The sequence below is a fragment of the Cryobacterium sp. TMB3-10 genome (assembly GCF_004402305.1).
Taxonomy (GTDB): Bacteria; Actinomycetota; Actinomycetes; order Actinomycetales; family Microbacteriaceae; genus Cryobacterium; species Cryobacterium zongtaii.
In genome coordinates, this window is sequence record NZ_SOGH01000020.1 from 23517 (window position 1) to 48088 (window position 24572).

Here is a 24572-nt window from a genome sequence, read left to right on the forward strand (position 1 = left end):
GCCGGCGCTCACCGCTTACGCGCGGCGCAGTCCCACCGCGGTCAGCGCCAGGCAGCCGGCGCACGCGGCGGCTAGCAGCGAGAGCATGGTCGGGTAGTTCGCGAACTCGGTCAGGCTGGCGAAGGCCACCGGGAGCAGGAAGCCCAGGTAGGTGAGGCTGTAGTAGACGCCGGTGATGCCGGCCAGGTCGGTGGCGGTGGAGATCCGCTGGATCTCGACGAGGCCGGCGACGACCGTGATGCCGTAGGCCGCGCCCAGCACGATGCCCGTGATCAGCGCCAGTAGCGGGGAGAGGGTGACTGCTGTTCCCACGGCACTGAGGATGCCCGTGAGCATGAGGCCCATGCCTACCAGGAGAGCCCGGCCGTTGGTGATCGAGTTGAGCCTGGAGACCTGAGGCTGCACCAGGGCTCCGGTGCCCAGGGTGACTACGGTCAGGAGGGTGGCGAAGGCCAGGTTGAGCTCGCCGAGCTGCGACTCCACGAGCTTGGGCATCATGGCGTAGGCGATGCCGGCGGCGCCGAACACCCACGGCGCCGTCGGCAGCACCACCCGCAGGAAGCGGCGGTGGCCGGCCAACGGCACCTGCAGGTCGAGCCACAGCGACCCGTGTGCCCGGCTGTGCGGCACGGTCTCCGGGGTGCGCAGCAGGCGGGGCAGGATCAGCAGGCTCAGCACGATGTGCACGACGTAGGGGAGCAGCGTTGGCATCGGGCCCCACTGTGCCAGGAGGCCGGACACCCCGGCGCCCAGGCCGAAGCCGACGGTCAGGGTGAGCGCGGGACGCCGGGCGCCGGCGGTCGGTCGGGCCACGAGGTCGAACGGGGCGCTCGAGAGTTCCTTGATCCACGCGGTGCCGACCGACATTGCCACGCCCACGCTCAGGCCGGCGAGGAACCGGCCCAGGCAGATGACGACCTCGCTGGAGAACCCGAGCCCCAGCAGGATGCTCGCGGTGATGCCTGCGAGGACCCCGGCGACCATGAGGGGCTTGCGTCCGTGGCGGTCGGAGAGAGCCCCGGCCAGCAGGAGACCGGGAACCAGGCCGACGACGTAGAAGCCGAGGAACAGATCGGCGGTCACCGTGGAGTAATTGCCGAGGGTCTCGTACATGTGCAGGAGCGGGGTGAAGTGGTTTCCGCCCCAAGCCATGACGAACAGGGCGGGTGCGGCGAGGTGCCACGGGGGAGTAGAGCGGGGAGTGCGGCGGCTGGTCATGGTTCTTTCTGGTTGCTAGAGCATCCGGGGCAGGCGGTGCCCGGATTCCAGGTGGGCCCGCAGCGCCTGGTCGTAAGCGACGGTGTCGCCTGCCCGTAGGTGCTCGGCCAGGAGGCGGTGTTCCGCGATGAGCCTGTCGATGCTGTCGGGGTCACGGGCGGCCACCCTGTGCACCAGGCGTTCGAGCCGGGGGCCGAGGCGGGCGTAGATCCCGTCGATGACACTGTTGTGGGTCTCGTCGACGATCCGCGCGTGGAAGCGGTGATCGGCGCGGGCGTAGGCCAGGAGGTCGCCGGCGGCGGCGGCATCCGTTTGTGTCTGGATCAGGGCAGTCAACTCGGCCTCGACGGCGTCGATCTGGCTGGGGCGCTCGCCGAGGACCTGCACGGCCTTGGTCTCGAGCAGGATGCGCACCTGCAGGAGCTCGGCGGTCTCGGTGTCGTCGGCCGCGGTGACGATGGCGCCCTTCTTGGGGAAGAGCCGCAGCAGGCCGGCCGACTCCAGTGCGAGAAAGGCCTCCCGGACCGGGGTGCGGCTGAGTCCGAGGGAGGCAGCGACATCACCCTCGGTGATCAGGGCGCTCGCCGCGAGCTCGCCGGAGATGATCGCCTCGGCCACGTGGGTGTACGCGCGGTCCACGGCCGAGGAGCCGGCCGGGTGGGAACGTGCCGAAAACTGCATTCCTTCATCGTACCGAGAAACCGGACTGATAAATGCATCAATAACCTCAACAGGGTTCGGCGGCGGTTCGGCTGCGGCTCGTTTGACGGCGTCCCGGCCGCCCGCAGTAGAGTTCAGGCACTGTGAGTCGACGATGCCTCGCCCCGAAATGAGCGGAAGAGCACCAGATGACCGACCGAACCATTGTGATCACCGGTGCCAGCGACGGCATCGGTGCGGCAGCCGCCCGAGCCTTGGCAGCGACCGGTGAGCGCATCGTGATTGTCGGGCGCTCGCCGCAGAAGACCGAGGCCATCGCCGCCGAGCTCGGTGCAGACCACTTCATCGCCGACTTCGGCCGGCTCGCCGAGGTGCGCACCCTGGCCGCCGAACTCCTGCAGCGCTATCCGCGCATCGATGTGCTCGCCAACAACGCCGGCGGCATCATGGGCAACCGCGAGATCACCGTCGACGGCCACGAGAAGACCTTCCAGGTGAACCACCTGGCGCCGTTCCTGCTGACCACCCTGTTGATGGATCGCCTGCTCTCCAGCCGGGCGTCGGTGATCAACACGTCGAGCACCGCCAACCGGTTCGGTCGAATCGACCTCGACGACCTCGAGAACGACCGCAAGTACTCGCCCAACAACGCTTACGGCGATGCGAAGCTCGCCAACATCCTCTTCACCCGCGAACTGCACCGGCGCTACAATTCGCGCGGTCTGGTCACGGCGGCGTTCCACCCGGGTGTGGTCGCCACGAGCTTCTCCACCGACTCCACAAGCATCATGCGGCTGGTCTACCAGACCGCACTCAAGCGCATGCTCATCACGCCGGAGAAGGGCGCGGACACCCTGGTCTGGCTGGCGAGCACGGCCGCCGGCGTCGACTGGCAGTCGGGCGAGTACTACGAGAAGCGCAAGGTGCACTCCACGAACCATCAGGCGACGGATGCCGGCCTCGCGACGGCGCTCTGGGAACGCAGCATCGACATGGTCGCCACCGACCTGCTTCCACAGGGCAGCTGAGCCCGACCGATACCTGTTCGGCCTAGACGATCTTGGTCAGGGCCGTGAACGACATGGTCGAGGATTGCCCGTTCTGGCAGGTCTGGTAGAGCAGGTCGTAGCCCCGCGGGATGTCAGCGGTGCTGTCCCGGTCGGCGTTGAGCATGACCACGATGCCGTCCACCCGGTAGGTTCCGGCGTGCACCCCGGTGAGGGTGATCACGGTGCCGGCGTCGTCCGGAAAGTCCTTGCCGCCGCACGACCAGTGCTCGGCGATGGTGGGAACGTCCTGGTAGTGCGCGGTCACGTCCACGGAGCCGATGCACTGGTCGAGCTCCGGCGTCCAGCCCGTGGCGTGCACATTGTTGGTGTACCTCTCGCGCAGGATCCGCTCTTGCTCGGCCTGCCACTCGGCCATGGCGGCGTTGACGGCCGCCATCGGCACGGCGAGGTCCTCGGCGACGCCGTCGACGCCGTTTGCGGCACCGAAGTCGAACGCGGAGAGGGTGCGGGCGTCATCGCGCACCCCGACGCCCATCTCGAAGAGGGTGGTCGAGGCGGCCGACGACGCAGCGGTGCTCTCCGCTGTCGTGAGCTTCTGGGCGGCCGCGCTCAGGCGCGTGGTTGCGGTATCGATGGCGTCAGCCAGCTCGAGTCTGGGTTGCTCGGTGAAGACCTTGCCCTCGCTCGCGGCCAGGGTGGCGATGGCATCGTCGAGCGCGGTCTCGCCATCGGTGACGGTTCGCACGGCCGCGGCCTGATCGCTCTGGAAGGCGGCAGCGGCGGCATCGTATTCGCTCTGGGCCGTCGCCAGGGAAACCGCCCGTACGACCAGGACGACAGCCACAACCAGTACGAGGGTGATCGCGGCCACGATCATCCGGGCGCGGTGGCCCGTCGCCCAGCGCGCCGGTGGCAGGCGTGGGCGAGACGTGTGTCGAACATCCCCTGAAATCCGTGCCACCCCCCGCTGCGTAGACGTGCCGGTCATGTCGCCGGACCGTGACTTGAAATACTACAGACCCGGTGTTATGACCGGACCGATGATTCACATCGGTACCTCGGGCTGGAGCTACGACCACTGGGAGAACGTGCTCTATCCCATCGGCCTGCCCGCAGCGAAGCGGTTGGCGTACTACGTGGCGGCCTTCGACACTGTCGAACTCAATGCGAGCTTCTACCGGTGGCCCCGCGCGACGGTGTTCGCGGGCTGGCACCGACGGTTGCCCCCGGGCTTTCAGATGTCGGTGAAGGCTCCCCGGGGCCTGACCCACGCGAAAAAGCTCTATGCGCCGGAGGTCTGGGCAGAGCGGATCGGCGCGGGCTGGCACGAGCTGGGCGACCGGCGCGGCGTTCTCCTGGTGCAACTGGGCCCAGGCCAGACCCGCGACGACGCACGCCTGGACTACTTCCTCGGCTCCCTTCCGTGCTGGATCCCGGTGGCGGTGGAGTTCCGGCACGAGAGCTGGCTCGACGACGAGGTCTTCGCCCTGCTGGAGCGGCACGGAGCCGCCTATTGCGTGATGAGCGGGGCGGGGCTGCCCTGTGTGCTGCGCGCGACCGCGCCCTTCGTCTATCTCCGGCTGCACGGCCCTGCGCATGACTCCCTCTACGCGGGGTCGTATTCCGATGCCGACTTGCGGTGGTGGGCAGGCCGCATTCGCGAGTGGTCGGCCCAGGGCCGGGAGGTGTTCGCCTACTTCAACAACGATGGCGACGGCAACGCGGTGCGGAATGCCTGGGCGCTGCGCGCGGAACTCGGGGTGTGACGGAACACGGTTCCCCGGGTCACAATGCCCGCACAAGGCCCCTAGCGCCCGCGGCGAGGGTGAGATATGCAAAGCGGTATGGACGCCCAGAATTACCGGGCCGGCCTTGCCAAAGCGCGGGTCACGGTGAAATCACCTGCATAGAATTGTGGCCCCGGGCGCGGTCTGACGAGTGAGCGCGTCGATGAGGCACCGGTCGACGGTGCGATTCCAGCAGAGGTATTCATGACCGAGACCCACGTCGCGTCCACAGTTGTCACCGAGCTCTCCGCCGTGCTCTCCGCCGCGCAGATCGTGACGGGTCCCAGCACCGAGAGCAACCGTCGGGACCAGTCCGAAGGAACCTTCAGCGGTGAGCCGCTGGCCGTGGTCTTTCCGGCCAGCACCGAAGAGGTCGCCGCGGTCGTCACCATCGCAGCCGCCCACCGCATCCCGATCGTGCCGCAGGGAGCTCGCACCGGGCTGGCCGGCGGGGCGAACGCCATCGACGGCGCCATCGTGCTGAGCACCACCCGGCTCAAGAAGATCCTGGCCGTCGATGCCGCAAACCAGACCGCCACGGTGCAGGCCGGCGTGCGCACCATCGCGCTGGCCCGCGCGGCCGAGGCCGTTGACCTGTTCTACCCGCCGGATCCCGGCTCGTGGCGAGCCTCGACCATCGGCGGCAACGTGGCCACCAACGCCGGCGGGATGCTCTCTGTCAAGTACGGCGTCACCGGCAACTTCGTGCGCCAACTCACGGTGGTGCTCGCCGACGGGTCGATCGTGCGCACCGGGCAGCGCACCATCAAGGGCGTCGCCGGTTACAACCTCACCGCGTTGCTGGTGGGCTCAGAAGGAACCCTGGGCATCATCACCGAGATCACCGTGGGCTTGTTGCCCAAACCCGGGAGCCCCTCCGGCGTGGCGGCGACCTTCGCCAACACCGCGGATGCGCTGGCGGCCGCCAATACGATCGTTGCCGGGGACCGCCGGCCGAGCGTTGTCGAATTCCTCGACGGTGCCTGCATCGCCGCGATCAACGCGTTCGATCCGGCCTCCACTCTGCCGGCCGGGGCCGGCGCGCTGCTGCTTGTGCAGTCGGACCAGATCGGCCAGGCCCACGACGACGTCGAGGTCTACGCCGAGGTGCTGCGAACCGCCGGAGCCGGCGTGGTCACCATCGCACACGATGCCGAGTCGCTCGAGCGGCTGATGAGCGCGCGGCGTCTGCTGCACCCGGCCGTGCAGGCCGTGCGTGGCGGCTGCCTGAACGAGGACATCACGGTGCCACGCTCCCAGCTCGGCGCCCTGCTGCAGGGTCTGGCCGAGATCTCCCGGGAACTCGACGTGCCCATCAGCACCGGCGGCCACGTGGGCGACGGCAACCTGCACCCGGTGATCGGCTACGACCCCGAGGTGCCCGGTGAGATCGACAAGGCGCACGCGGCGTTCGCCAGGGTGATCGACCTGGCGATCTCGCTCGACGGGTCGGCGTCGGGGGAGCACGGAATTGGTGTGCTCAAGCGGGCACACCTCGATGACGAGCTCGGCCCGGTGCTGCGCGACCTGCAGTTGCGGGTGAAGGCGGCCTTCGACCCGCACTCGATCCTCAACCCCGGCAAGAAGCTCTAGGGCGTCGGCCCGCGCGCGAGGTCCGAGCGCTGGTCGGGCGCGAGAGTGTTCTATCCCCGCTTGTCGTGCCTGTCGATTTCGTGGTGACCATGCCGAATTCGAACCCGCAACCCGTCCTCGACAACGCGCCCGTCCCGGCGGGCGAGCTTGTCGAGACCCCGCGAGCCATCCTCTGCAGTTAGGAAATGTTTTCGATATCCGTTCCGGAACTTGCTGACATTTCCTCGCATATAGGTGCGATTCGTGAGAGAATGGGGGTATGGACGACGAGCTGGATAGTGGCTCCACCGCACCGACGGGAATGACTCCCACCGGTCCGAACCTGCACGACTGGAACACCGGTCTGGTCGGTCCGGATCCCTTCACCGGCCCGGATGCCGACAGTCTGAGCGGCACCACCGACATGAAGGCCGCCGCTGCAGCCGGCCCTGCGGCCGGCCCCGCGACGGGCTCGTCCCGTCCCGGTCGGTCCGGTCGGGGTCCGTCTAAGCCGCGGCCTGAGTGGCGGGATCCGGCCGAGCTGCCAGGGGTGCAGCGCGCGCATACTGGTGCGTTCGGTCAGAAGCTCCAGGCGTTGGATGATGCGGCGCGGACGGTGATGGCGGTGATGGATTCCATTGATGTGAACGCGTTGAGTGACCCGGAGGTGGTCGCGTTGACGCAGATGGTCGAGCGGACCGGCCGGCCGGTGGATGCCGCCCGGGTGGCCACGGCGACCGTGGTGGGTTACCGGTCCCGCAGCGGGCTGGGCACGGAGTCGTTGGCCTGGCGGTTGGGGGCGTCGCACCAGAATGATCTGCTGATCGGGCTGACCGGCACGTCGGTGCCGGAGATGAAACGGCGCGTGGCCCTGGGTGAGAAGGTCGCCCCGCGGATGCTGGGCGGCATGGTCCTCGAGCCCGAGTTCCCGTTCGTGGCCGCGGCACTGAGCGCCGGGGAGATCGGTCTTGATGCGGCGGAGAACATTGTGAAGGGCCTGGCCGACTACAAGGTGCACGGCCGCTTCGATGCCGACCAGTTGCTGGTGGACGGTGGTGAGGCCGAGCTGGTGGAGTCCGCGACCGGGTCCGTGTTCGGCCGCACCCCCGGACCCGGCGACATCGCCACCGCCACCGATGCCGATGATGCCGGCGCCGGCGCCGGCGCCGGACAAGTCTGCACGGGGCCGGTCCGGCGTCTGGGTGCGTCGGCGGGGTTCACTTTCCCGGCGGACCGGATCCGGGAGATGGCGGCGACGTGGCAGGCGGTGTTGAACCCGGACGGGGCCGCGCCCACTGCGGAGATCCTCGAGGCCAAATCCACGTTCTCGTTCGGCAAGCTCGCCCAGGGGTTGCACCCGCTGCGCGGCGGGGTGACCCCGGAGCTCAAGGGCATCATGCAGAACCTGTTCGACACGTTCCTGTCCGCGCGCAGCGCTCCCGCGTTCCCGTCCGCGGAGGAGCAGCAGCGTATCGAGGCCGGCGAACTCGTGCCCGGCGAGATCCTCGACGAACGCGACGGTGGTCAGAAACGCGCCGATATTCTCCGCGGCATCCTGGTCCAGGTCGCCCAAGACCCTCGCACCCCGACCATGGGCGGGATGCCGCCGACGGTGATGGTGCACGTGAACGCAACCGACCTGATCAACGGGGTCGGGGTCGGTTGGATCGACGGCGTCGAGGGGCCGATCCCGATGAAGACGATCAACCAGATGGTCGACAACGGCGGCTTCCGGCCGATCCTCTTCGGCGGCACCGGCGCCGTCCTCGCCCTCGGCGACACAGTCCGCTGCTTCACGCCGCTGCAACGCAGGGCGATCACCGCCCGAGACGGCGGCTGCATCATCCCCGGCTGCACCTGCCCACCGCAATGGACCGAAGTCCACCACGTGACACCGTGGCAGCACGGCGGCCCCACCAACGTCTCGAACGGGGTACTGCTGTGCTGGCGCCACCACCACAACATCGACACCTCCGGGTGGCACATCCGCATGGTCCTGGGCATGCCCGAAGTCAAAGCCCCACACTGGATCGACCCCACCGACACCTGGCGAAAACCACCCCAACACCGCGCCCACGACCCCAAATACCGCCGGCAAGACGAGTAGCCGCGGCATGAGGGCGCCCGAGTCCGGATTCTGGGTCACCAGGCTCGACGGGCTCAACCGACGGTGATTTGTTGCTGGCCCTGCCATCGGGGCGGCCCGCGACGTACTATCGCCTTGGGCGTCAGCCGGCGCCCGGTTACGGCTACGGAGGTATGCAGTGGGCATCAATGACGACGACATCACCACATCCGGCGCGGATGCGAACGAAGGTACGGCCGATGGCGGCGCCAATTCGGCGGGCCACGACGGCGGTGCCGACGGAACCGCGGACGCCGGAGAGGGCACCGCGGACGGCGGCGCCAACCCGGCAGGCCACGACGGTGGCGCTGACGGCTCCGCCTCGAGCGAGGGCGTTGCAGACGGCGGCGCCAACCCCGAAGGTCACGACGGCGGCGCCGACGGAACCGCCTGATGACGAGCGAAGGGCGCGGGGCGAGCGATCGTCCCGCGCTCATGCGCTTGCTCGAGGTCACGCCGGAGGCCTTCGCCACGGACTACTGGGACCGTCGGCCGCTCTTCACCCGCGCGGCCGCCCTGCGGGGCAGGTTCGATGACCTCTTCACCGCAGACGCCGTCGACGAGCTGGTCACCCACCGTGGTCTGCGCACCCCGTTTGTGCGCATGGCGCGGCAGGGCACCGTGCTCGACCCCGGCCGGTACACCGCACCGGGCGGCCTGGGCGCTGAGATCGCCGACCAGGTGAGCGCCGACAAGGTGCTCGACGAGTTCACCGACGGAGCCACCCTGGTGCTCCAGGGGCTGCATCGCACCTGGCCGCCGCTGGCCGAATTCACCCGGCAGCTCACGAGAGACCTCGGGCACCCCGTCCAGGTGAACGCCTACGTCACCCCGGCCGCGGAGCGCGGCTTTGACCCGCACTACGACGTGCACGATGTGTTTGTGCTCCAGATTGCGGGGGAGAAGCGCTGGCGCATCCATCCTCCGGTGCACCCGCGCCCACTCCGCGACCAGCCGTGGACCGACCATCGCCGTGCGGTGGAGCGACGGGCCGAGGACGAGCCGGCCATCGACGAGGTCTTCAGGCCGAACGACGTGCTCTACCTGCCCCGAGGGTGGATCCACTCGGCGACGGCGCTGGGCGGCACCTCGATCCACCTCACCATCGGCGTCGCCGCCCTCACCCGCCACGATGTGCTGCGCGAGGCCGTCGCGCACGCTGCGGCCGCCGAGAGCCTGCGCGCCGCCCTTCCCCTGGGTGTCGACCTCACGGATGCGGCGACCGTCGGCGCCCTGCTGGCCGACACCGTCGACGACTTCAGCCGGTTCACGGGCGCGGATGCGGCCCCGGCCGAGGCGGTGTCCCGGCGACTGGCCGGGCGCCTGCGGGCGTCCACCCGGGCCGAGCCGATCGGCCCCTTGGCGACCACGGCGGCCGCCACCGCACTGCACGAGGCCACCACCGTGAGCCTGCGGCGGGGACTCGGCGCCCGGTTCCGGGCGGGCCCGAACCCCGGTGACGTCTCTCTCGTGCTGCCGGACAAGACCGTGACGCTCCCGGCGGAGGCCGCCGACGCCCTGGCCCAGATCCTCACCGGACACCCCCTGCAGGCCGGCGGCCTGGCCGGACTGGATGCGGCGTCCTCCCTCGTGGTGGCCCGGCGCCTGGTGCGCGAGGGTGTCCTGGTGGTGCGATGAGCCTCCCCTCCGCCCCGGGCTGGCTGCCGTGCAGCGATCGGTCGCTGGAGCGCGGCGATCCGCTCCCGGGTACGGCCGGCTATGGCGAACGCTGGTTCCTCGTCGAGATCGACGGGGCCTGGGGCGCGCACGCGTTCCTGCAGTCGCCGCTGGACCCCGCACTCGCCCGGGCTCTGGTGACCCGCATCGAATCCGCGGGCATCCGCCCGCTCGCCATTCGTCGAACCGGCCGCACCGCGCACCAGCGCCGCGCCCAGACCGAATGGCGGTGGGCGGCCGTTGACGCCAGGGTCGGACACGAACGGGTGCACTGGGGGGTGGTGACCGATCCCGCCGATCTGTTGCAGGTGCCGTTGGACGGTGCGACCGGCGCGCCGTCGACCGAGCCGCTCATCTGCGTGTGCACCCATGCCCGGCACGACCAGTGCTGCGCCGTGAAGGGGCGGCCGGTGGTCACCGCCCTCGCCCAGGCCTACCCGGCCGCCACCTGGGAATGCTCGCACCTGGGCGGAGACAGGTTCGCGGCCACCCTGATCCTGTTCCCGCACGGGTTGTACTACGGCCGGGTGACCGCCGCCGAAGCCGCGGACCTCGTCGACGCCTACCTCGACGGTCGTATCGAACCGCGCTGGTTCCGGGGCCGCAGCTCGCTGCCCAATGTGGTGCAAGCGGCTGCCGCGTTCGCGCGGGCGAACCGGGGTGACGACCGCATCGACGCCTTCGACTACAGCTCCTGGACGGAATCGGGGGGAGTGCACACCGTGAGCTTCATCCACGGCGATGAACGGCTCGCGGTGAAGCTCACCGAGAGCCTGTCGGCGCCGCTGCTCAGCACCTGTGCGGCCAGCACTGCCCGGCCGGTGCGGGAGTTCGAACTGCGCTCGATAACCCCGGGCTGACACCCCCCAACTGGAGGTGAATACGGGACCAAGGTCCCGGTTTCGGGCCCCACTCGGAGGGTAGTGTTCCCAGTAGAGGGCGAATCACCGGCACCGTGGCACTAGCTGGTACCTCGTGGTCCTGCTCTCATGGCCCGCACGGTGGGATAAACACCCAGTCAGCGGGAAAGCCTCGATCCTACAAGGAGAGCACACCATATGACCGTCACAGATGGCATCCGAAGCGACCAGCAGGGTCTTGCAGAAACCGGCGCCGCCGAATTCGTCAGCGGCCCGTGGCAGGACTCGATCAACCTGCGCGACTTCATCCAGCGCAACTACACGCCGTACCTCGGCGACGCGAGCTTCCTCGCCGGCGCCACCGAGCGCACCACCGGCATCTGGGCAAAACTGTCCGCGATGTTCCCGGTCGAGCGCGAAAAGGGTGTCTACGACATCGACGCGACGACCCCGTCGTCCATCACCGCGCACAAGCCCGGCTACATCGACGAGGCCAACGAGGTCATCGTCGGACTCCAGACGGATGCGCCGCTCAAGCGTGCGATCATGCCGTTCGGCGGCTGGCGCATGGTCGCCACCTCCCTCGAGACCTATGGCTACCCCGTGTCGCCCGAGCTCGAGACGATCTTCACCGACTACCGCAAGACGCACAACACCGCGGTCTTCGACGTCTACCCTCCCGGTGTGCGTCGTGCGCGCAGCAGCCACCTGATCACGGGACTCCCGGATGCCTACGGCCGCGGCCGCATCATCGGTGACTACCGCCGTGTCGCCCTCTACGGTGTCGACGCGCTGATCGCCGGCAAGAAGAACGACCGCGCCGAGCTGGACATGGAGCCCTCGACCGAGGACATCATCCGTGCCCGCGAGGAGAACTCGGAGCAGATCCGGGCCCTCAAGGAACTCGTGCAGATGGCAGCCAGCTACGGCTCCGACATCTCCAAGCCCGCCACCACCGCCAAGGAAGCCGTTCAGTGGCTGTACTTCGCGTACCTCGGTGCGGTCAAGGAGCAGAACGGTGCGGCAATGTCGTTCGGCCGCAACGCGGCCTTCCTCGACGCCTACATCGAGCGCGACCTCAAGGCCGGCACCCTGACCGAATCCGGCGCCCAGGAGCTCATCGACGACCTCGTCATCAAGCTGCGCATCGTCCGGTTCCTCCGCACCCCCGAGTACGACGACATCTTCGCCGGCGACCCCACCTGGGTCACCGAGTCGCTCGCCGGCATCGGTGAAGACGGTCGCCCGCTCGTCACCAAGACCGCGTTCCGCTTCCTGCAGACCCTGTACAACGTGGGCCCCGCACCCGAGCCGAACCTGACCGTGCTGTGGAGCGACAAGCTGCCCGAGGGCTTCAAGCGCTTCTGCGCCCAGGTCTCGATCGACACGTCGGCCATCCAGTACGAGTCCGACGACCTCATCCGCAACGAGATGGGTGACGACGCCGCGATCGCATGCTGCGTCTCGCCGATGCGCGTCGGCAAGCAGATGCAGTTCTTCGGAGCCCGCGTCAACGCTGTCAAGGCGCTGCTGTACTCGATCAACGGCGGCCGCGACGAGGTGTCCGGCAAGCAGATCGCACCGGCCACCGCAGCGAACACCGACGAGGTCCTCGACTACGACACCGTCTTCCCGGCCTACCTCGAGACCCTCGAATGGCTCGCCGAGACCTACGTCACCGCGCTGAACTGCATCCACTACATGCACGACAAGTACGCGTACGAGCGCCTCGAGATGGCCCTGCACGACCAGAAGATCATCCGCACCCTGGCCTGCGGCATCGCCGGCCTGAGCGTGGTTGCTGACTCGCTGTCCGCTATCAAGTACGCCACGGTCCGTCCGGTGCGCGACGAGACCGGTCTGGTTGTCGATTACACCGTCGAGGGCGAGTTCCCCGCCTTCGGTAACGACGACGACAGGGTCGACGCCATCGCGATCGACGTCATGGAACGCTTCATGACGATGATCCGCAAGCACCCGACCTACCGCGACGCCATCCACACCCAGTCGATCCTGACGATCACGTCCAACGTGGTCTACGGCAAGGCCACCGGCAACACGCCGGACGGCCGTCGCAAGGGTGAGCCGTTCGCACCGGGTGCAAACCCGATGAACGGCCGCGACACCCACGGCATGCTCGCGTCGGCACTCAGCGTCGCCAAGCTCCCGTACAGTGAAGCGCAGGACGGCATCTCGCTGACCAACACCGTCGTTCCCAGTGGCCTCGGTCACACCAAGGACGAGCAGGTCACCAGCCTGGTCGGACTGCTCGACGCGTTCACCTCGGCCAGCGGATACCACCTCAACGTCAACGTGCTCAACAAAGAGACTCTCGAAGACGCCATGGAGCACCCGGAAAACTACCCGCAGCTGACGATTCGCGTCTCCGGCTACGCGGTGAACTTCGTCCGGCTCACCCGCGAGCAGCAGATGGATGTCATCAGCCGCACGTTCCACTCGCACTAAGAGAACACCCTTACAGATGACCGGCAACGCTAGGTAGGACGAGACCATGACCGCAATCAACCTCGGCTTCCCTAGCGTTGCCTGTCCTGTAGTCGTCGAGCACGTCGACCTTTCGGTCGACGTGGCCGACGAGATCAGTGCCCTGAACGACGTCGACCGCAAGGCCGAACTGCACACCCTCGAAATGAAGGCAATCCGCGAGGGCACCGTCGCCAGCGTGCACTCCTGGGAGCTCGTGACGGCCGTTGACGGCCCCGGCACCCGCATGACCCTGTTCCTCTCCGGCTGCCTGCTGCGCTGCCAGTACTGCCACAACCCGGACACCTGGAAGATGCGCGACGGCCTGGTCACGCCCATCGACGACCTGGTCGCCCGCATGACCCGCTACCTGGGCGTCTTCAAGGCCACCAACGGTGGCCTCACCATCTCCGGCGGCGAACCGCTGATGCAGCCCGCTTTCGTCAAGCGGATGTTCAAGGAGGCGCACGCCCTGGGCGTGCACACCACCCTGGACACCTCCGGCTACCTCGGCAAGAGCGCCTCCGACGAACTTCTCGACAATGTCGACCTGGTTCTGCTCGACGTCAAGTCGGGCCTGCCGGACACCTACAAGAAGGTCACCGGCCGCGAACTTGCACCGACGATCGCCTTCGGCGACAGGCTCGCCGAGCGCAACATCCCGGTCTGGGTGCGCTTCGTGCTGGTGCCCGGGCTCACCGACGCCGTCGACAACGTCGAAGCCGTCGTCGACATCGTCGCGAGCTGGCCCAACGTTCAGCGCGTCGAGGTCCTGCCCTTCCACCAGATGGGCGAGGACAAGTGGGACCGCCTGAGCATCCCGTACCCGCTGCACGGCGTGCACCCGCCGGAGAACGACGTGCTCACCCGGGTGCGCGGCCAGTTCGAGGCACGGGGACTGACGGTCTTCTAGGAGTCGAGAAATCTGACACACCGACGAATATCGGCCTTACGCATATAAATGTGTGAGGCCTTTTTTCGTTCTGATCAGCACCTTAAGTGTTACGAATTTGAAGCCAGGGACTTTGTACCCTGACTGGGAAAACCGGATGCTGCCAGACTGTGAGCATCTTCAGAACCGCAACGAAAGGCAACATCGTGTCAACAGCAACCGTTCCGGCCACCACCCTGGGAGCCACCAAGGTCAAGGTCCTCAAGCTCATCGGCTGGGCCGGAATTCTTGGCGCCGTCGTCATGATCATCGGTGGAGGTGTGGTCTGGGGCGTTGTCAGCTCGCAGCTCTCCGCCGAGAAGATCACCGTCTCCGAAGACGCCGCGTTCCTCGCCGGCACCCCGGTCGTCGGACCGTTCTCCGCATTCGCCCAGGCCGACATCATCAACCACCACGCGCTGGACATGGCCGAGGGCAAGACCTACGCCGAACTCGACAAGGAAGACCCGCTGCGTGCGACGGTCATGAACGCGTCGTTCCTGCGCACCTCGCTCTTCACCTCCGTGGTGTCGTTCGGTGTCTCGGCCTTCGCCATCGGCATGGGCGTCCTGTCCGGCCTGTTCGGTTGGGCCATCCTTACCCTCGCTCCGGCCTGGCCCAAGAAGACCACGGCCACGGGCGTTCGCGCGTAGTCGTACCCGCTTCACGAACGACCCGGCAGCTTTCGCTGCCGGGTCGTTTCGGGTTCAAGGGGGTTGGCTCGCTCTGGAGCTCAGTACTCGGTCGCGCCCTCGGTGTCTTCGCCCCAACTCACGATGCGCGGCGGCAACGGGTACTCGTGGGTGCCGCTGGCGGCCAACACCTCAACACTCACCACGCGGGGAGCCGTGGTGCCGGCCCGGCTCACAAACCAACCGCCGACGAGCACCACATCGCTCACCGTCGACGCGACAGCCACCCCGGTGACGGTGAACGGCCCGTAGGCCGGGTCGACGAAGAGCACCGAGATCAGGTCGCCGTGTGCCACGGCGGGTGCTGTGAGGTCCTGTTCGATGCCCGGCGCCTCATCCGCCGTCTCACCGTCGCTCGGCTCAAGGGTGCGCAATGCCTGCAGGGACTTGTGCGGCTTGAGATTCTGCTCGATGGAGCGGCCGCCGACGGTGAGTGTCTTGACCGACGCGGAGATGAATGCGGTGCCGTCGATCGTGAAGGCGCCGTAGCGCTTGGTCAGGAACATGGCGGACACGCCGGTTCCGGATTCGAGGGCGATGATCGCATCCGTGAGCACCTTGACGTTGCGCCTGCTGGGCACATTGGGCATTGCCGGTCCGGCCATCTTTCCTCCAGAGAACGTGACACGCAACTCTAACGCCGCCCGAAACCCGCGCCGTCCGTCCAGCGGCGCACTGCCCCTGTTCGAGGGGTTCGGCAAGCCCCTAGCGAAGCGTTCCCGAGCGGCATTGAGTGGATGACTACTGGCGCGATTGGGCGTGCCTGGTGTGTGGAGGGGCGGACGGCGGAACCATGGTGAGCACAGAATGGTGAGCAACGGCACAAACGGGATGAACGGAACCGGAGTCACCCCACCGCGATCCTTCGGCGGTGTGCTCGGCGGCCTGATCGGTCTGGCCGCGACGAGCGCCATTGCCGGGCTGTTGGTCACTGTGAGCCTGACACCGGTCGTTGCGCTCACCGGCGTGGCGGCGACCAGCACGATCAACGTCTTCGAGACCCTGCCGAACTACCTCGAGATCGAGCCGCTCGCCCAACGCAGCAACATCTATGCCACCGGCCCGGACGGAACGTCGATCCTGCTCGCGACCCTGTACGACCAAAACCGGGTCGAGGTCGGCTGGGACGACATCGGCCAGAACGTGAAGGACGCCGCGATCGCCGGGGAAGACCCGCGCTTCTACGACCACGGCGGCGTCGACCTGCAGGGAACCATGCGCGGCGCGTTGACGACGGCGTTCCGGGGAAGCGTGCAGGGCGGATCGTCGATCACCCAGCAGTACGTCAAGAACGTGCTCGTGCAGAAGTGCGAGATGCTCCCTACCGAGGAGGAGATCTCGGACTGCTACGCGGCGGCCACGGTGACGACGGCATCGCGCAAGCTCAAGGAGATGCGACTGGCGATCGGCGTGGAAAAGAAATACGCAAAAAACGACATCCTGCGCCAGTACCTCAATATCGCCGGCTTCGGCGGCCGCGTGTACGGCATCGAGGCCGCGGCCGCCTATTACTACGGGAGCACGGCGGCCGATCTCACGGTGGCGCAGGCGGCCAGCGTCGTGGCCATCGTCAACAATCCCGGCAAGTTCAGGCTCGACCGGCCGGCGAGCGAGACCAATGGCGTGGCCAATGGCTACCTGGACAACCGGCAGCGCCGCGACTACATCCTCGGGGAGATGCTCAGATACGGCAAGATCACCCAGGTCGAGTTCGATGAGGCCATGGCGGCACCCATCGAACCGACCATCCATGAGCCCAGCACCGGATGCCAGACCGCCGGGGCAAACGCGTACTTCTGCGACTACGTGATCCATGTCCTGGCGAACGACCCGGTCTTCGGCGACGACGAGGATGCGCGGATCAAGAACATCCGCCGGGGCGGCTTCGACGTGTACACCACCCTCGACCTCGACCTTCAGAACGCCGCAGTCGCGACGATGAACGAGAACGTGCCGAAGACCCGCGCCGGCTGGGACGTGGGCGGTGTCATCTCGAGCGTCGAGGTCGGCACCGGCCGAGTGCTCGCCATGACGCAGAACAAGGACTACAGCCAGGACCCCGAGGTGCAGGCCACCGGGAGCAACTGGAGCAGCGTGAACTACAACACCGACTTCGTCGCCGGGGGATCCCGCGGGTTCCAGCCCGGCTCCACCTACAAGGTCTTCACCCTCGCGGACTGGCTGAACACCGGCCATTCCCTGGACGAGCGCGTCGACTCCGCGCCCAGATCACAATGGGGAACCTTCAACGACAGTTGTTTCGGCCCACAGAACTACGATTCGGAGGGCTGGAGCCCCAAGAACGACGCCAACGAATCCGGTCGCAACTACAGCGCGCTGGAGGCCACCATCGGGTCGATCAACACGGGGTTCATCGCCATGGCCAAGCGGCTCGACCTCTGCGGGATCCGGAAGATGGCCGAGGCCTTCGGAGTGCACCGCGCCGACGGCGAACCGCTGAGCCAGAGCGCGGCATCCGTGATCGGCACGAACGAGATCGCCCCGTTGAGCATGGCCGTCGCCTTCGCCGGCATCGCCAACAACGGGACAACCTGCAGCTCGATCGTGATCGACCGGATGATCGGCGCCGACGGCACCGAGGTGCCCATCCCCGTCTCGCGGTGCGAGGACTCAGTGCTGCCGGAAACCCAACGTCAGATGGTGGCCGCTCTCAGTCAGGTGATGTCGAGGGGAACCGCCGTGCAGTCGAACACCGGCACGGTGCCGTGGGTGCCGATGTTCGGCAAAACCGGAACCACCGACAACGCCAAGGACACCTGGATGAGCGGAGCGAGCAGCAAGGTGGCGACCGTCGTCGGCGTCGTGACCGTCACGGGGAACGCCAATCAGCGCGCAATCAACTTCGAGAGCGGGCCCGCCGCCACCGCGCGGCACCGGATGTGGCCGGCCGTGATGTCGGTGGCGAACGCGAAGTACGGTGGAGATCCGTTCCCCGGGGTGTTCGTCACTCCACCGGCGGTCGCGGAGGAGGAAGACGTGGGTGTGGACGTCGACGAAGACGTCGATGCAGACCAGGATCTCGGGGGCGACGACACCGAGCAGAACGATCCGGCACCTGACGTTCCCGAGGGGACCGACTAGAGATCACGCGCTCTGCGTCGACCACAGGTCGAATTCAGTCGTACCGGAGCCGGCCGCCCGCCGCATCGGCGGCCGGGCCACCGCGGCCGCCGTTGCTTTGGCGACGGACGGTTCGGCGTCCAGCGCCGCCGCCCTGGCCGCCTTGAGAGCCTTGGCCTGTGCCCTGGCCCGGTCCCTGGCCACCGTGACGAGGTCCCACATGCCCTCACCCGTCACCGAGACCCCGCGGGCACCCGAGCGCCGGGTGCGGCCACGCACCAGCATCAGTTCGGTCTGGAAGACGCCGCCGCCGATGCGTTCCTGGGCGTCGTGGAAGAACACCACGTTGGCCACCGGACCGGTGCCGTCGTCGAGGCTGACGAACACCACCCGGCGCCCGTCACGCATCGGCGGGGTGTTCGTGGCCCGGCGCACGCCGGCCAGGAGCACATCGGTGCCGCCGGGCAGGGTGGCCAGCTGGGCGGCCGGGGTGACGCCGAGTTCGGCGAACAGCGGGTAGTACTTGCGCATCCGGTGGCCGGCGACGGCCAGACCGGTGTCGAGCAGCTCGAGGTCGGACTGGGTGCGCCCGCGCAGCTGCAGCGAGGTGACGGTGTCGAAGCGCGCACCCTCGTAGTCGAGCACCGGCAACGGAACCTCGAAGGCGAGCTGGTCATCGGCGATGGTGATGGCCGTGCCCCGCAGCGACTGGATGTGCGCGAGCAGCTCGTGCCGGCGGGTGCGATCGTGATCGATGAAGCTGTCCAGCGCGCCGACGCGGGCGAGGGCCTCGAAAGTACGCCGACGCGGGTGCACCCGGTCCCGAAAGTCCTGCAGCGACGTGAACGGCTGGTGCCGCACGATGCGGGCGCGCTCGGCGTCGCTCGATCCGGAGAGCTCCGGCAGCGGCATCCGGATGCCCTGGCCCTCACCGACGGACTCCACCCTGTAGTCGAGGGCGCTGTGCTGCACGTCGAGGCCCAGAACCGGCACGCCGAGCACCCGGGCTTCGGCCACGAGCAGGTCTTTGGGCCACATGCCCGGATCGTGCGTGAGCAGTCCGGCCAGGAACGCCGCCGGGTGGTGGGTCTTCAACCAGGCGGACTGGTAGGTGGGCAGGGCGAACGCCGCCCCGTGCGCCTTGGCGAAGCCGAAGCTGCCGAACCCGGCCAGCACGGTCCAGACCCTGTCGATGGTGCCGGCATCGAAGCCACGGCCGAGGGCGTTCTCGCGCACGTACGCCTCGATCACGCTCAGCTGCTCCGGCCGGCCCAAGTGCCGGCGCAGCACGTCGGCGTGACCGAGCCCGCAGCCGGTGAGCTCGTCGAAGAGGCGCATCACCTGTTCGTGGAAGATGACGACGCCATTGGTCTCGCGCAGGATCGGTTCGAATCGAGGATGGATGTAGTCGGGCGCGACCTCACCGTGCCGAGCCTCGAGGTAGCGCAGCGGCATGTTGTTCTTCATCGGCCCGGGGCGGAACAGCGAGATCTCCACGGTGAGGTCGTTGAACACCTCCGGCTGCAGCTTGCCCACCAGCTCCATCTGGCCGGGGGACTCGATCTGGAAGATGCCTAAGGTGCGGGTGGAGCGGATGAGCTCGAAGGTGGCCGGGTCATCCAACGGCACCCGGTCCAGGTCGATGTGTTCGCCGGTGAGCCGGTGGTGTTCCTCCACGGCGTGCGCCATGGCCGACTGCATGCGCACACCGAGGATATCGAGCTTGATCAGGCCCATCGGGTCCATGTCGTGCTTGTCGAATTGGGACATCGGCAGGCCCATCCCCGAGGCCTGCACCGGGGTGCGATCCAGCAACGAGGCATCGGAGAGGATGACGCCGCAGGGGTGCACCGAGATGTGCCTGGGCAACCTGTCGAGCCTGGCGGTGAGGTCCACGAGCAGGTCGAGCTGCGAGGACTCCCGCACCTCGGCGGCCAGCTCCTCCAGCTCCGGCTTCTCGGCCAGGGCCGCACGAAAGTCGCGGGCGTTGAACCGCCACATCTGCTTGGCGATCGTGGCGACCTGGGCGTCCGGCATGCCCAGGGCGAGGCCCGCGTCCCGCACGGCGCCCCGACCCCGGTAGGCGTTGGTCATCGACATCAGCGAGACCCGGCTGGCGCCGAACGTCTCGAAGACCTTCCGATAGATGTCGTGTCGCCTGGCCGACTCCACATCGAGGTCGATGTCCGGCAGCGTCTGCCGTTCGGGGGAGAGGAAGCGTTCCCAGAGCAGGCCGTTGCCGATCGGTTCCACCGACGAGGTGTGCAGGGCGTAGTTGAGCACCGAACCGACCCCGGAGCCGCGGGCCTGGATGCGGATGCCCATGTCACGCACGAGGTCGGCGACGGTGGCCACGGTGAGGAAGTAGCTGGCGAAGCCGAGCGATTCAACCGTCGACATCTCGTGGGCGAGCCTGTCGTGGGCCGCCGTGAGCCCGCGGCGCCCGGCGTCGGCGTAGCGCTCGTCGATGCCGTGACGGGCGCGGGCCCACAGCTCGGCGAGCGGGTCGCGGGTGACCCCGATCACGCTCGCCTCCGGCATCCGCGGCCGGCCGAGCCCGATGTCACCGACAGGGTCGAGCGCACAGCGTTCCGCGAGGTCGTGGGTGTCGCGCAGCAGCCGGGCCAGCGCTCCGTCGCTGTGCTGCCCGGCGTCGACCACCATGCGGGCCACCTGCCGCATGGCGGCCGCCGGCTTCAACCAAGCTTGGCCGTTGACCTGCAGGGGACGGGCCTCGGTTTGAATGTTCGGCGGCTGGGCCTGTGCTGGCTGGGCGAGCTGCGCGAGCGGCATGAGGTGCCTGGCCGCATCGGCGAGGTCGGCGGTCACCGCCTCCTCGGCGGTGCCATAGCGCACCGCGTTGCTGAGTACGGCGGGCAGCCGGGCGTACTCGGCGAGGGCGAGCATGCGCGTGGCCGGGGCGACGCTGCCCGGCATGCCCGGTTCGGTGAGATGGCAGACGACCTCGAGAGCGAGCGACTGGGGCGGCATGATCCGTTGCCACTCGGCGAGGGTCGCGCGGGCCAGCGGGTTGTCCCGGCGCTCAATCGCGTGGCCGACATCGGAGGCCGGCCCGAGCAGCACCGTCAACGAGTTCAGGCCGGCCAGCTCGGCGAGGCGGCTGCGTGGGATGCTCGGCGGGTGGCCGGGCACGCGCACCGTGGTCTCGTGGGCGCTGGAGACGGCCCGGCAGAGCGCCGCGTAGCCGCGGCCGGCACCGCCCTCACCAGCACTGCCGCCGTGCGCCAGCACCACCACCCGGCCGAGAGGTGCGAGGGTGTCGTCGTCGTGCACCTCGAGATCGGCGCCGAGCCCCGGGCGAATGCCGGCAGCCACACAGGCACGCACGTGCTTGACGGCCCCGTACAGTCCGTTCCGATCGGTGACAGCCAGGAAGGTCGCCCCGTCGGCGGCCGCCTGCCCGGCGAGGGCCTCTGGCAGGGTCACGCCATAGTGGGTCGAGTAGGCGCTGGCGACGTGCAGGTGCGGAAAACTCATCGCGGCGTCACCCCCAGTCGAGCGCGAGCACCCAGGTGCCGTCGGCGTCGTGGCGCAGGTCGTACCGGTGCTGGTCCTCGCCGCCCTTGGCGGCATCCAGCCGCCACAGTTCGGTGTCGATGCGGGTGGGCGTACCGCTGTGCTCCCACCATCGGGTGCGCGTGAAGACGGCCTGGGGTTGCCCGATGACAGTGTGTTCGAATCGGTCCCACACGAAGGCCCGGGGGTCGCCGTCGGCGGAAAGCTCGACCTGCACTGCCTTGTCTATGATCACGGCTGTGTCTTCGAACTGAGGGGCGTCGACAATCTGGGTCATGGGCCCACCTTCCGCGTTACTTCGAACAAATGTTCGATATTCGAAAGTGTACGTCACGCCTCCGACAGACGCCAGCGGATGGAGCGCGCGGTCGGTGGGTGGTTCGCGGGGGTAGCCCACGGACCGGCGCGGGGGCACTCTGGTGTTCCATGTCGACGAATCCGGAATTCACGCAGATCAATCCGCTCTTCGCCCGGCCCGGTGAAGATTCCCGCGCCCCCCGCCACACGTTGGCGGCCGGCCCGATGGGGCCGGAAACGGCCTACCAGATCATTCACGACGAGATCATGCTCGACGGCAATTCCCGGCTCAACCTGGCGACCTTCGTGGGCACCTGGATGGACGACTACGCCCGCAGGCTCTACGCCGAGTCCTTCGACAAGAACATGATCGACAAGGACGAGTACCCGCAGACCGCGGCCATCGAGGACTACTGCTGGCACATCATCGCCGACCTCTGGCACGCGCCGGAACCGCGGGCGACCATCGGCACATCGACCATCGGGTCGTCCGAAGCCTGCATGCTCGGCGGACTGGCCTTCAAGCGTCGCTGGCAGCAGTCCCGTCGCGCGGCCGGGCTGCCCACCGACAAGCCCAATCTGGTGATGAGCAGCGCCGTGCAGGTCTGCTGGGAGAAGTTCTGCAACTACTGGGAGGTCGAGGCGCGTCTGGTGCCGGTGACCGACGAACATCCGTGCCTGGACGGGCACGACCTGGCCGCCTACGTCGACGAGAACACCATCGGTGTCGTGGCCATCATGGGCGTCACCTACACGGGGATCTACGAGCCGGTACAGGAGATTGCCGCCGCACTCGACGCCATCCAGGCCGCGACCGGGTTGGATGTTCCGATCCACGTCGACGCGGCGTCGGGCGGCATGGTCGCGCCGTTCCTGCAGCCCGAGCTGATCTGGGACTTCACATTGGAGCGGGTGCATTCGATCAGCACCTCGGCGCACAAATACGGCCTGGTCTACCCGGGGCTGGGCTGGGTGGTCTGGCGCAGCCGCGAGCTGATGCCAGAGGAGCTGGTCTTCAACGTGAGTTATCTCGGCGGAGACATGCCGACGCTGGCCCTGAACTTCTCCAGGCCCGGCGCCCAGGTGCTTCTGCAGTACTTCCTATTCCTCAGGCTCGGCTTCGAGGGCTATCGGCTCGTGCAGCAGACCTCGCAGAATGTCGCGCTGTTCCTGTCCAGCGCCGTCGCGGAACACGGCGCCTTCACCCTCATCAGCGATGGATCCGACATCCCGGTGTTCGCCTGGAGTCTCAAGGCCGGGCACACCGACAAGTGGAACCTGTTGACCGCGATCACCGAGGAGACCGCATACCTCGACAGGCTGGAGGGTGCGATGCCGGCGGAGAAACACCACCCGGGCTTCACCCACTGAGCGCCCGAACTGAGCGCCCGAACTGAGTGCCCGGTCTGAGTGCCCGGTCTGAGTGCTCGATTGGAATGACCGGCAATCCTCCCTATTCCGAGCCGGCCGAGCGTAGCATTTGCTTGGGGCGCATTGACATAGACGCCCGCGTTAGAAGGTACTCATGACACTCAAAGTGGAGTCTCAAGAATCGGTGGAGGTTCGGCCGGCGGAGTCTCCAAAAGCAGAGTCGTTGACAACGGAGTCTTTGAAGACAGAGCCGCGGAAAGCGGAGTCGCTCCGAACGGAAACTCGGAAATCGGAATCCCGGGAAACGGAGCCTCCCGCGACGCGGTCTCACGACATGAGGCCCCAGACGATGGAGGACCAGGCCGCGGAGGTCGTGAAGGCCCCGAGCCCGGTTGCGCTGGTCACCGGAGCCGGCTCGGCGATGGGACGGGCGGTCGTCCGCAAACTCCTGGAGAACGGCTATGCGGTCGCCGGCATCGACGCCAAACCCACCGACCTCGCCGGCGAACAGCACTTGGTGCTCGTCGGCGACATGAGCACCGAGCACGGCTCCAGGCTGGCGGTCTCGCAAGCTATCGACACCTTCGGCCGGCTCGACGCCGCCGTGTTGCTGGCCGATATCGGCGCGTCCAGCACTCTGCACATGCCCGGAACGGAGGCCGAGGGGGAGCGCCTCCTTGCCCGCAATCTGAACAGCATCGCCCTGGGCATTCAGGCGGCTGTCGAGGGACTCTCGATCGACGGGCACCGGAGCATCGTGGCGACGGCGTCCGTAGCGGGACTATTGGCCGACCCGGGCAACTGGGCCTACCACGCCTCGAAGGTCGCCATGATCGACCTCGTGCGCTCCACAGCCCTGACCTATGCGGCCAGGGGAATCCGGGTGAACAATGTGGCCTCCGGCCTGATGCGGGCGGATGAACCGAATGACACCCCGACCACTCAGACCTTCGGCCGGGATTTCTCCCGCCGCATCCCACTCTTCAGGCTCGCCCAGCCATCGGAGATCGCGGCGGTGATAGCTTTTCTGATCTCCCCGGCAGCGTCCTATGTGACGGGCACCACCCTCGCCGTCGACGGCGGGCTGACGGCATCCGCCGGGCTCGTGTTCTGAAGCGAGAGCGGCCGACAAACCTGCGAATGCCCTGACCAAATACCCGCGGCCCACGAAGCGAATGATCCACATGGGAGAATGTCGCTCCGGGGCAAACTCTTACGGGATCGGCACCGAAGTACCAGCGCGGAGTCCGCTCCGCCACGAGAGGCGGAC

General features: G+C 67.8%; 19 protein-coding genes. 13 read left to right on the forward strand and 6 right to left on the reverse strand.

The window, feature by feature from the left end:
- Positions 1 to 15 precede the first annotated feature (15 nt).
- A complete protein-coding gene (locus E3T22_RS08200) occupies positions 16 to 1218 on the reverse strand; it encodes an MFS transporter (protein ID WP_088455926.1) in 1203 nt (400 codons plus the stop codon).
- Between the two features lie 15 nt (positions 1219 to 1233).
- Complete coding sequence (locus E3T22_RS08205) at positions 1234 to 1899, reverse strand: GntR family transcriptional regulator (RefSeq protein ID WP_088455927.1); 666 nt, start codon at positions 1897 to 1899, stop codon at positions 1234 to 1236.
- Positions 1900 to 2066: 167 nt separating this feature from the next.
- On the opposite strand from E3T22_RS08205, the gene E3T22_RS08210 reads away from it, so the two are divergent.
- The gene (locus E3T22_RS08210) at positions 2067 to 2906 is read left to right on the forward strand and encodes an SDR family NAD(P)-dependent oxidoreductase (RefSeq protein ID WP_088455928.1); all 840 of its coding nucleotides are present in this window, start codon (positions 2067 to 2069) and stop codon (positions 2904 to 2906) included.
- A gap of 22 nt (positions 2907 to 2928) precedes the next feature.
- Here the strand turns inward: E3T22_RS08210 and E3T22_RS08215 are convergent, their stop codons facing one another.
- Positions 2929 to 3765 carry a hypothetical protein gene (locus E3T22_RS08215; protein ID WP_134409148.1) on the reverse strand — a complete coding sequence of 279 codons (837 nt, stop codon included), beginning with the start codon at positions 3763 to 3765 and terminating at the stop codon, positions 2929 to 2931.
- 151 nt (positions 3766 to 3916) lie between these two features.
- Between E3T22_RS08215 and E3T22_RS08220 the strand changes: the two genes are divergently transcribed.
- From E3T22_RS08220 to E3T22_RS08260, 9 genes are all read left to right on the forward strand, one after another.
- The gene (locus E3T22_RS08220; protein WP_241983640.1) at positions 3917 to 4654 is read left to right on the forward strand and encodes a DUF72 domain-containing protein; all 738 of its coding nucleotides are present in this window, start codon (positions 3917 to 3919) and stop codon (positions 4652 to 4654) included.
- Between the two features lie 225 nt (positions 4655 to 4879).
- A complete protein-coding gene (locus E3T22_RS08225) occupies positions 4880 to 6268 on the forward strand; it encodes an FAD-binding oxidoreductase (RefSeq protein WP_134480855.1) in 1389 nt (462 codons plus the stop codon).
- A gap of 259 nt (positions 6269 to 6527) precedes the next feature.
- Positions 6528 to 8354, forward strand: coding sequence for an HNH endonuclease signature motif containing protein (locus E3T22_RS08230; protein ID WP_134480854.1), 1827 nt, complete (start codon positions 6528 to 6530; stop codon positions 8352 to 8354).
- A 157-nt stretch (positions 8355 to 8511) separates the two neighbouring features.
- The gene (locus E3T22_RS08235) at positions 8512 to 8766 is read left to right on the forward strand and encodes a BatC protein (RefSeq protein ID WP_134480853.1); all 255 of its coding nucleotides are present in this window, start codon (positions 8512 to 8514) and stop codon (positions 8764 to 8766) included.
- A complete protein-coding gene (locus tag E3T22_RS08240; protein WP_134480852.1) occupies positions 8766 to 10010 on the forward strand; it encodes a cupin domain-containing protein in 1245 nt (414 codons plus the stop codon). The genes E3T22_RS08235 and E3T22_RS08240 overlap by 1 nt, the downstream gene beginning before the upstream one ends.
- Positions 10007 to 10909 carry a sucrase ferredoxin gene (locus E3T22_RS08245; RefSeq protein ID WP_088455934.1) on the forward strand — a complete coding sequence of 301 codons (903 nt, stop codon included), beginning with the start codon at positions 10007 to 10009 and terminating at the stop codon, positions 10907 to 10909. The genes E3T22_RS08240 and E3T22_RS08245 overlap by 4 nt, the downstream gene beginning before the upstream one ends.
- A gap of 198 nt (positions 10910 to 11107) precedes the next feature.
- On the forward strand, positions 11108 to 13375 hold the full coding sequence (gene pflB / locus E3T22_RS08250) for a formate C-acetyltransferase (protein ID WP_088455935.1): 2268 nt from the start codon (positions 11108 to 11110) through the stop codon (positions 13373 to 13375).
- Positions 13376 to 13421: 46 nt separating this feature from the next.
- Positions 13422 to 14306: a pyruvate formate-lyase-activating protein gene (pflA, locus tag E3T22_RS08255; RefSeq protein WP_088455936.1), complete on the forward strand. Its 885-nt coding sequence runs from the start codon at positions 13422 to 13424 to the stop codon at positions 14304 to 14306.
- 185 nt (positions 14307 to 14491) lie between these two features.
- Positions 14492 to 14977 carry an aromatic ring-opening dioxygenase LigA gene (locus E3T22_RS08260; protein ID WP_134480851.1) on the forward strand — a complete coding sequence of 162 codons (486 nt, stop codon included), beginning with the start codon at positions 14492 to 14494 and terminating at the stop codon, positions 14975 to 14977.
- A gap of 80 nt (positions 14978 to 15057) precedes the next feature.
- Here E3T22_RS08260 and E3T22_RS08265 read toward each other — a convergent pair whose 3' ends face one another.
- On the reverse strand, positions 15058 to 15621 hold the full coding sequence (locus tag E3T22_RS08265; protein ID WP_088455937.1) for a hypothetical protein: 564 nt from the start codon (positions 15619 to 15621) through the stop codon (positions 15058 to 15060).
- A gap of 226 nt (positions 15622 to 15847) precedes the next feature.
- Between E3T22_RS08265 and E3T22_RS08270 the strand changes: the two genes are divergently transcribed.
- Positions 15848 to 18118, forward strand: a complete 2271-nt coding sequence (locus E3T22_RS08270; RefSeq protein ID WP_166789289.1) for a transglycosylase domain-containing protein — start codon at positions 15848 to 15850, stop codon at positions 18116 to 18118.
- Positions 18119 to 18121: 3 nt separating this feature from the next.
- Here E3T22_RS08270 and E3T22_RS08275 read toward each other — a convergent pair whose 3' ends face one another.
- On the reverse strand, positions 18122 to 21595 hold the full coding sequence (locus E3T22_RS08275) for a DNA polymerase III subunit alpha (RefSeq protein ID WP_166789290.1): 3474 nt from the start codon (positions 21593 to 21595) through the stop codon (positions 18122 to 18124).
- 7 nt (positions 21596 to 21602) lie between these two features.
- A complete protein-coding gene (locus E3T22_RS08280; protein WP_088455940.1) occupies positions 21603 to 21911 on the reverse strand; it encodes a hypothetical protein in 309 nt (102 codons plus the stop codon).
- 149 nt (positions 21912 to 22060) lie between these two features.
- Here E3T22_RS08280 and E3T22_RS08285 point away from each other — a divergent pair, with 149 nt between their 5' ends.
- Positions 22061 to 23302: a glutamate decarboxylase gene (locus E3T22_RS08285; RefSeq protein ID WP_134480848.1), complete on the forward strand. Its 1242-nt coding sequence runs from the start codon at positions 22061 to 22063 to the stop codon at positions 23300 to 23302.
- Between the two features lie 334 nt (positions 23303 to 23636).
- On the forward strand, positions 23637 to 24416 hold the full coding sequence (locus E3T22_RS08290; protein ID WP_198415034.1) for an SDR family NAD(P)-dependent oxidoreductase: 780 nt from the start codon (positions 23637 to 23639) through the stop codon (positions 24414 to 24416).
- Positions 24417 to 24572: the final 156 nt, after the last annotated feature.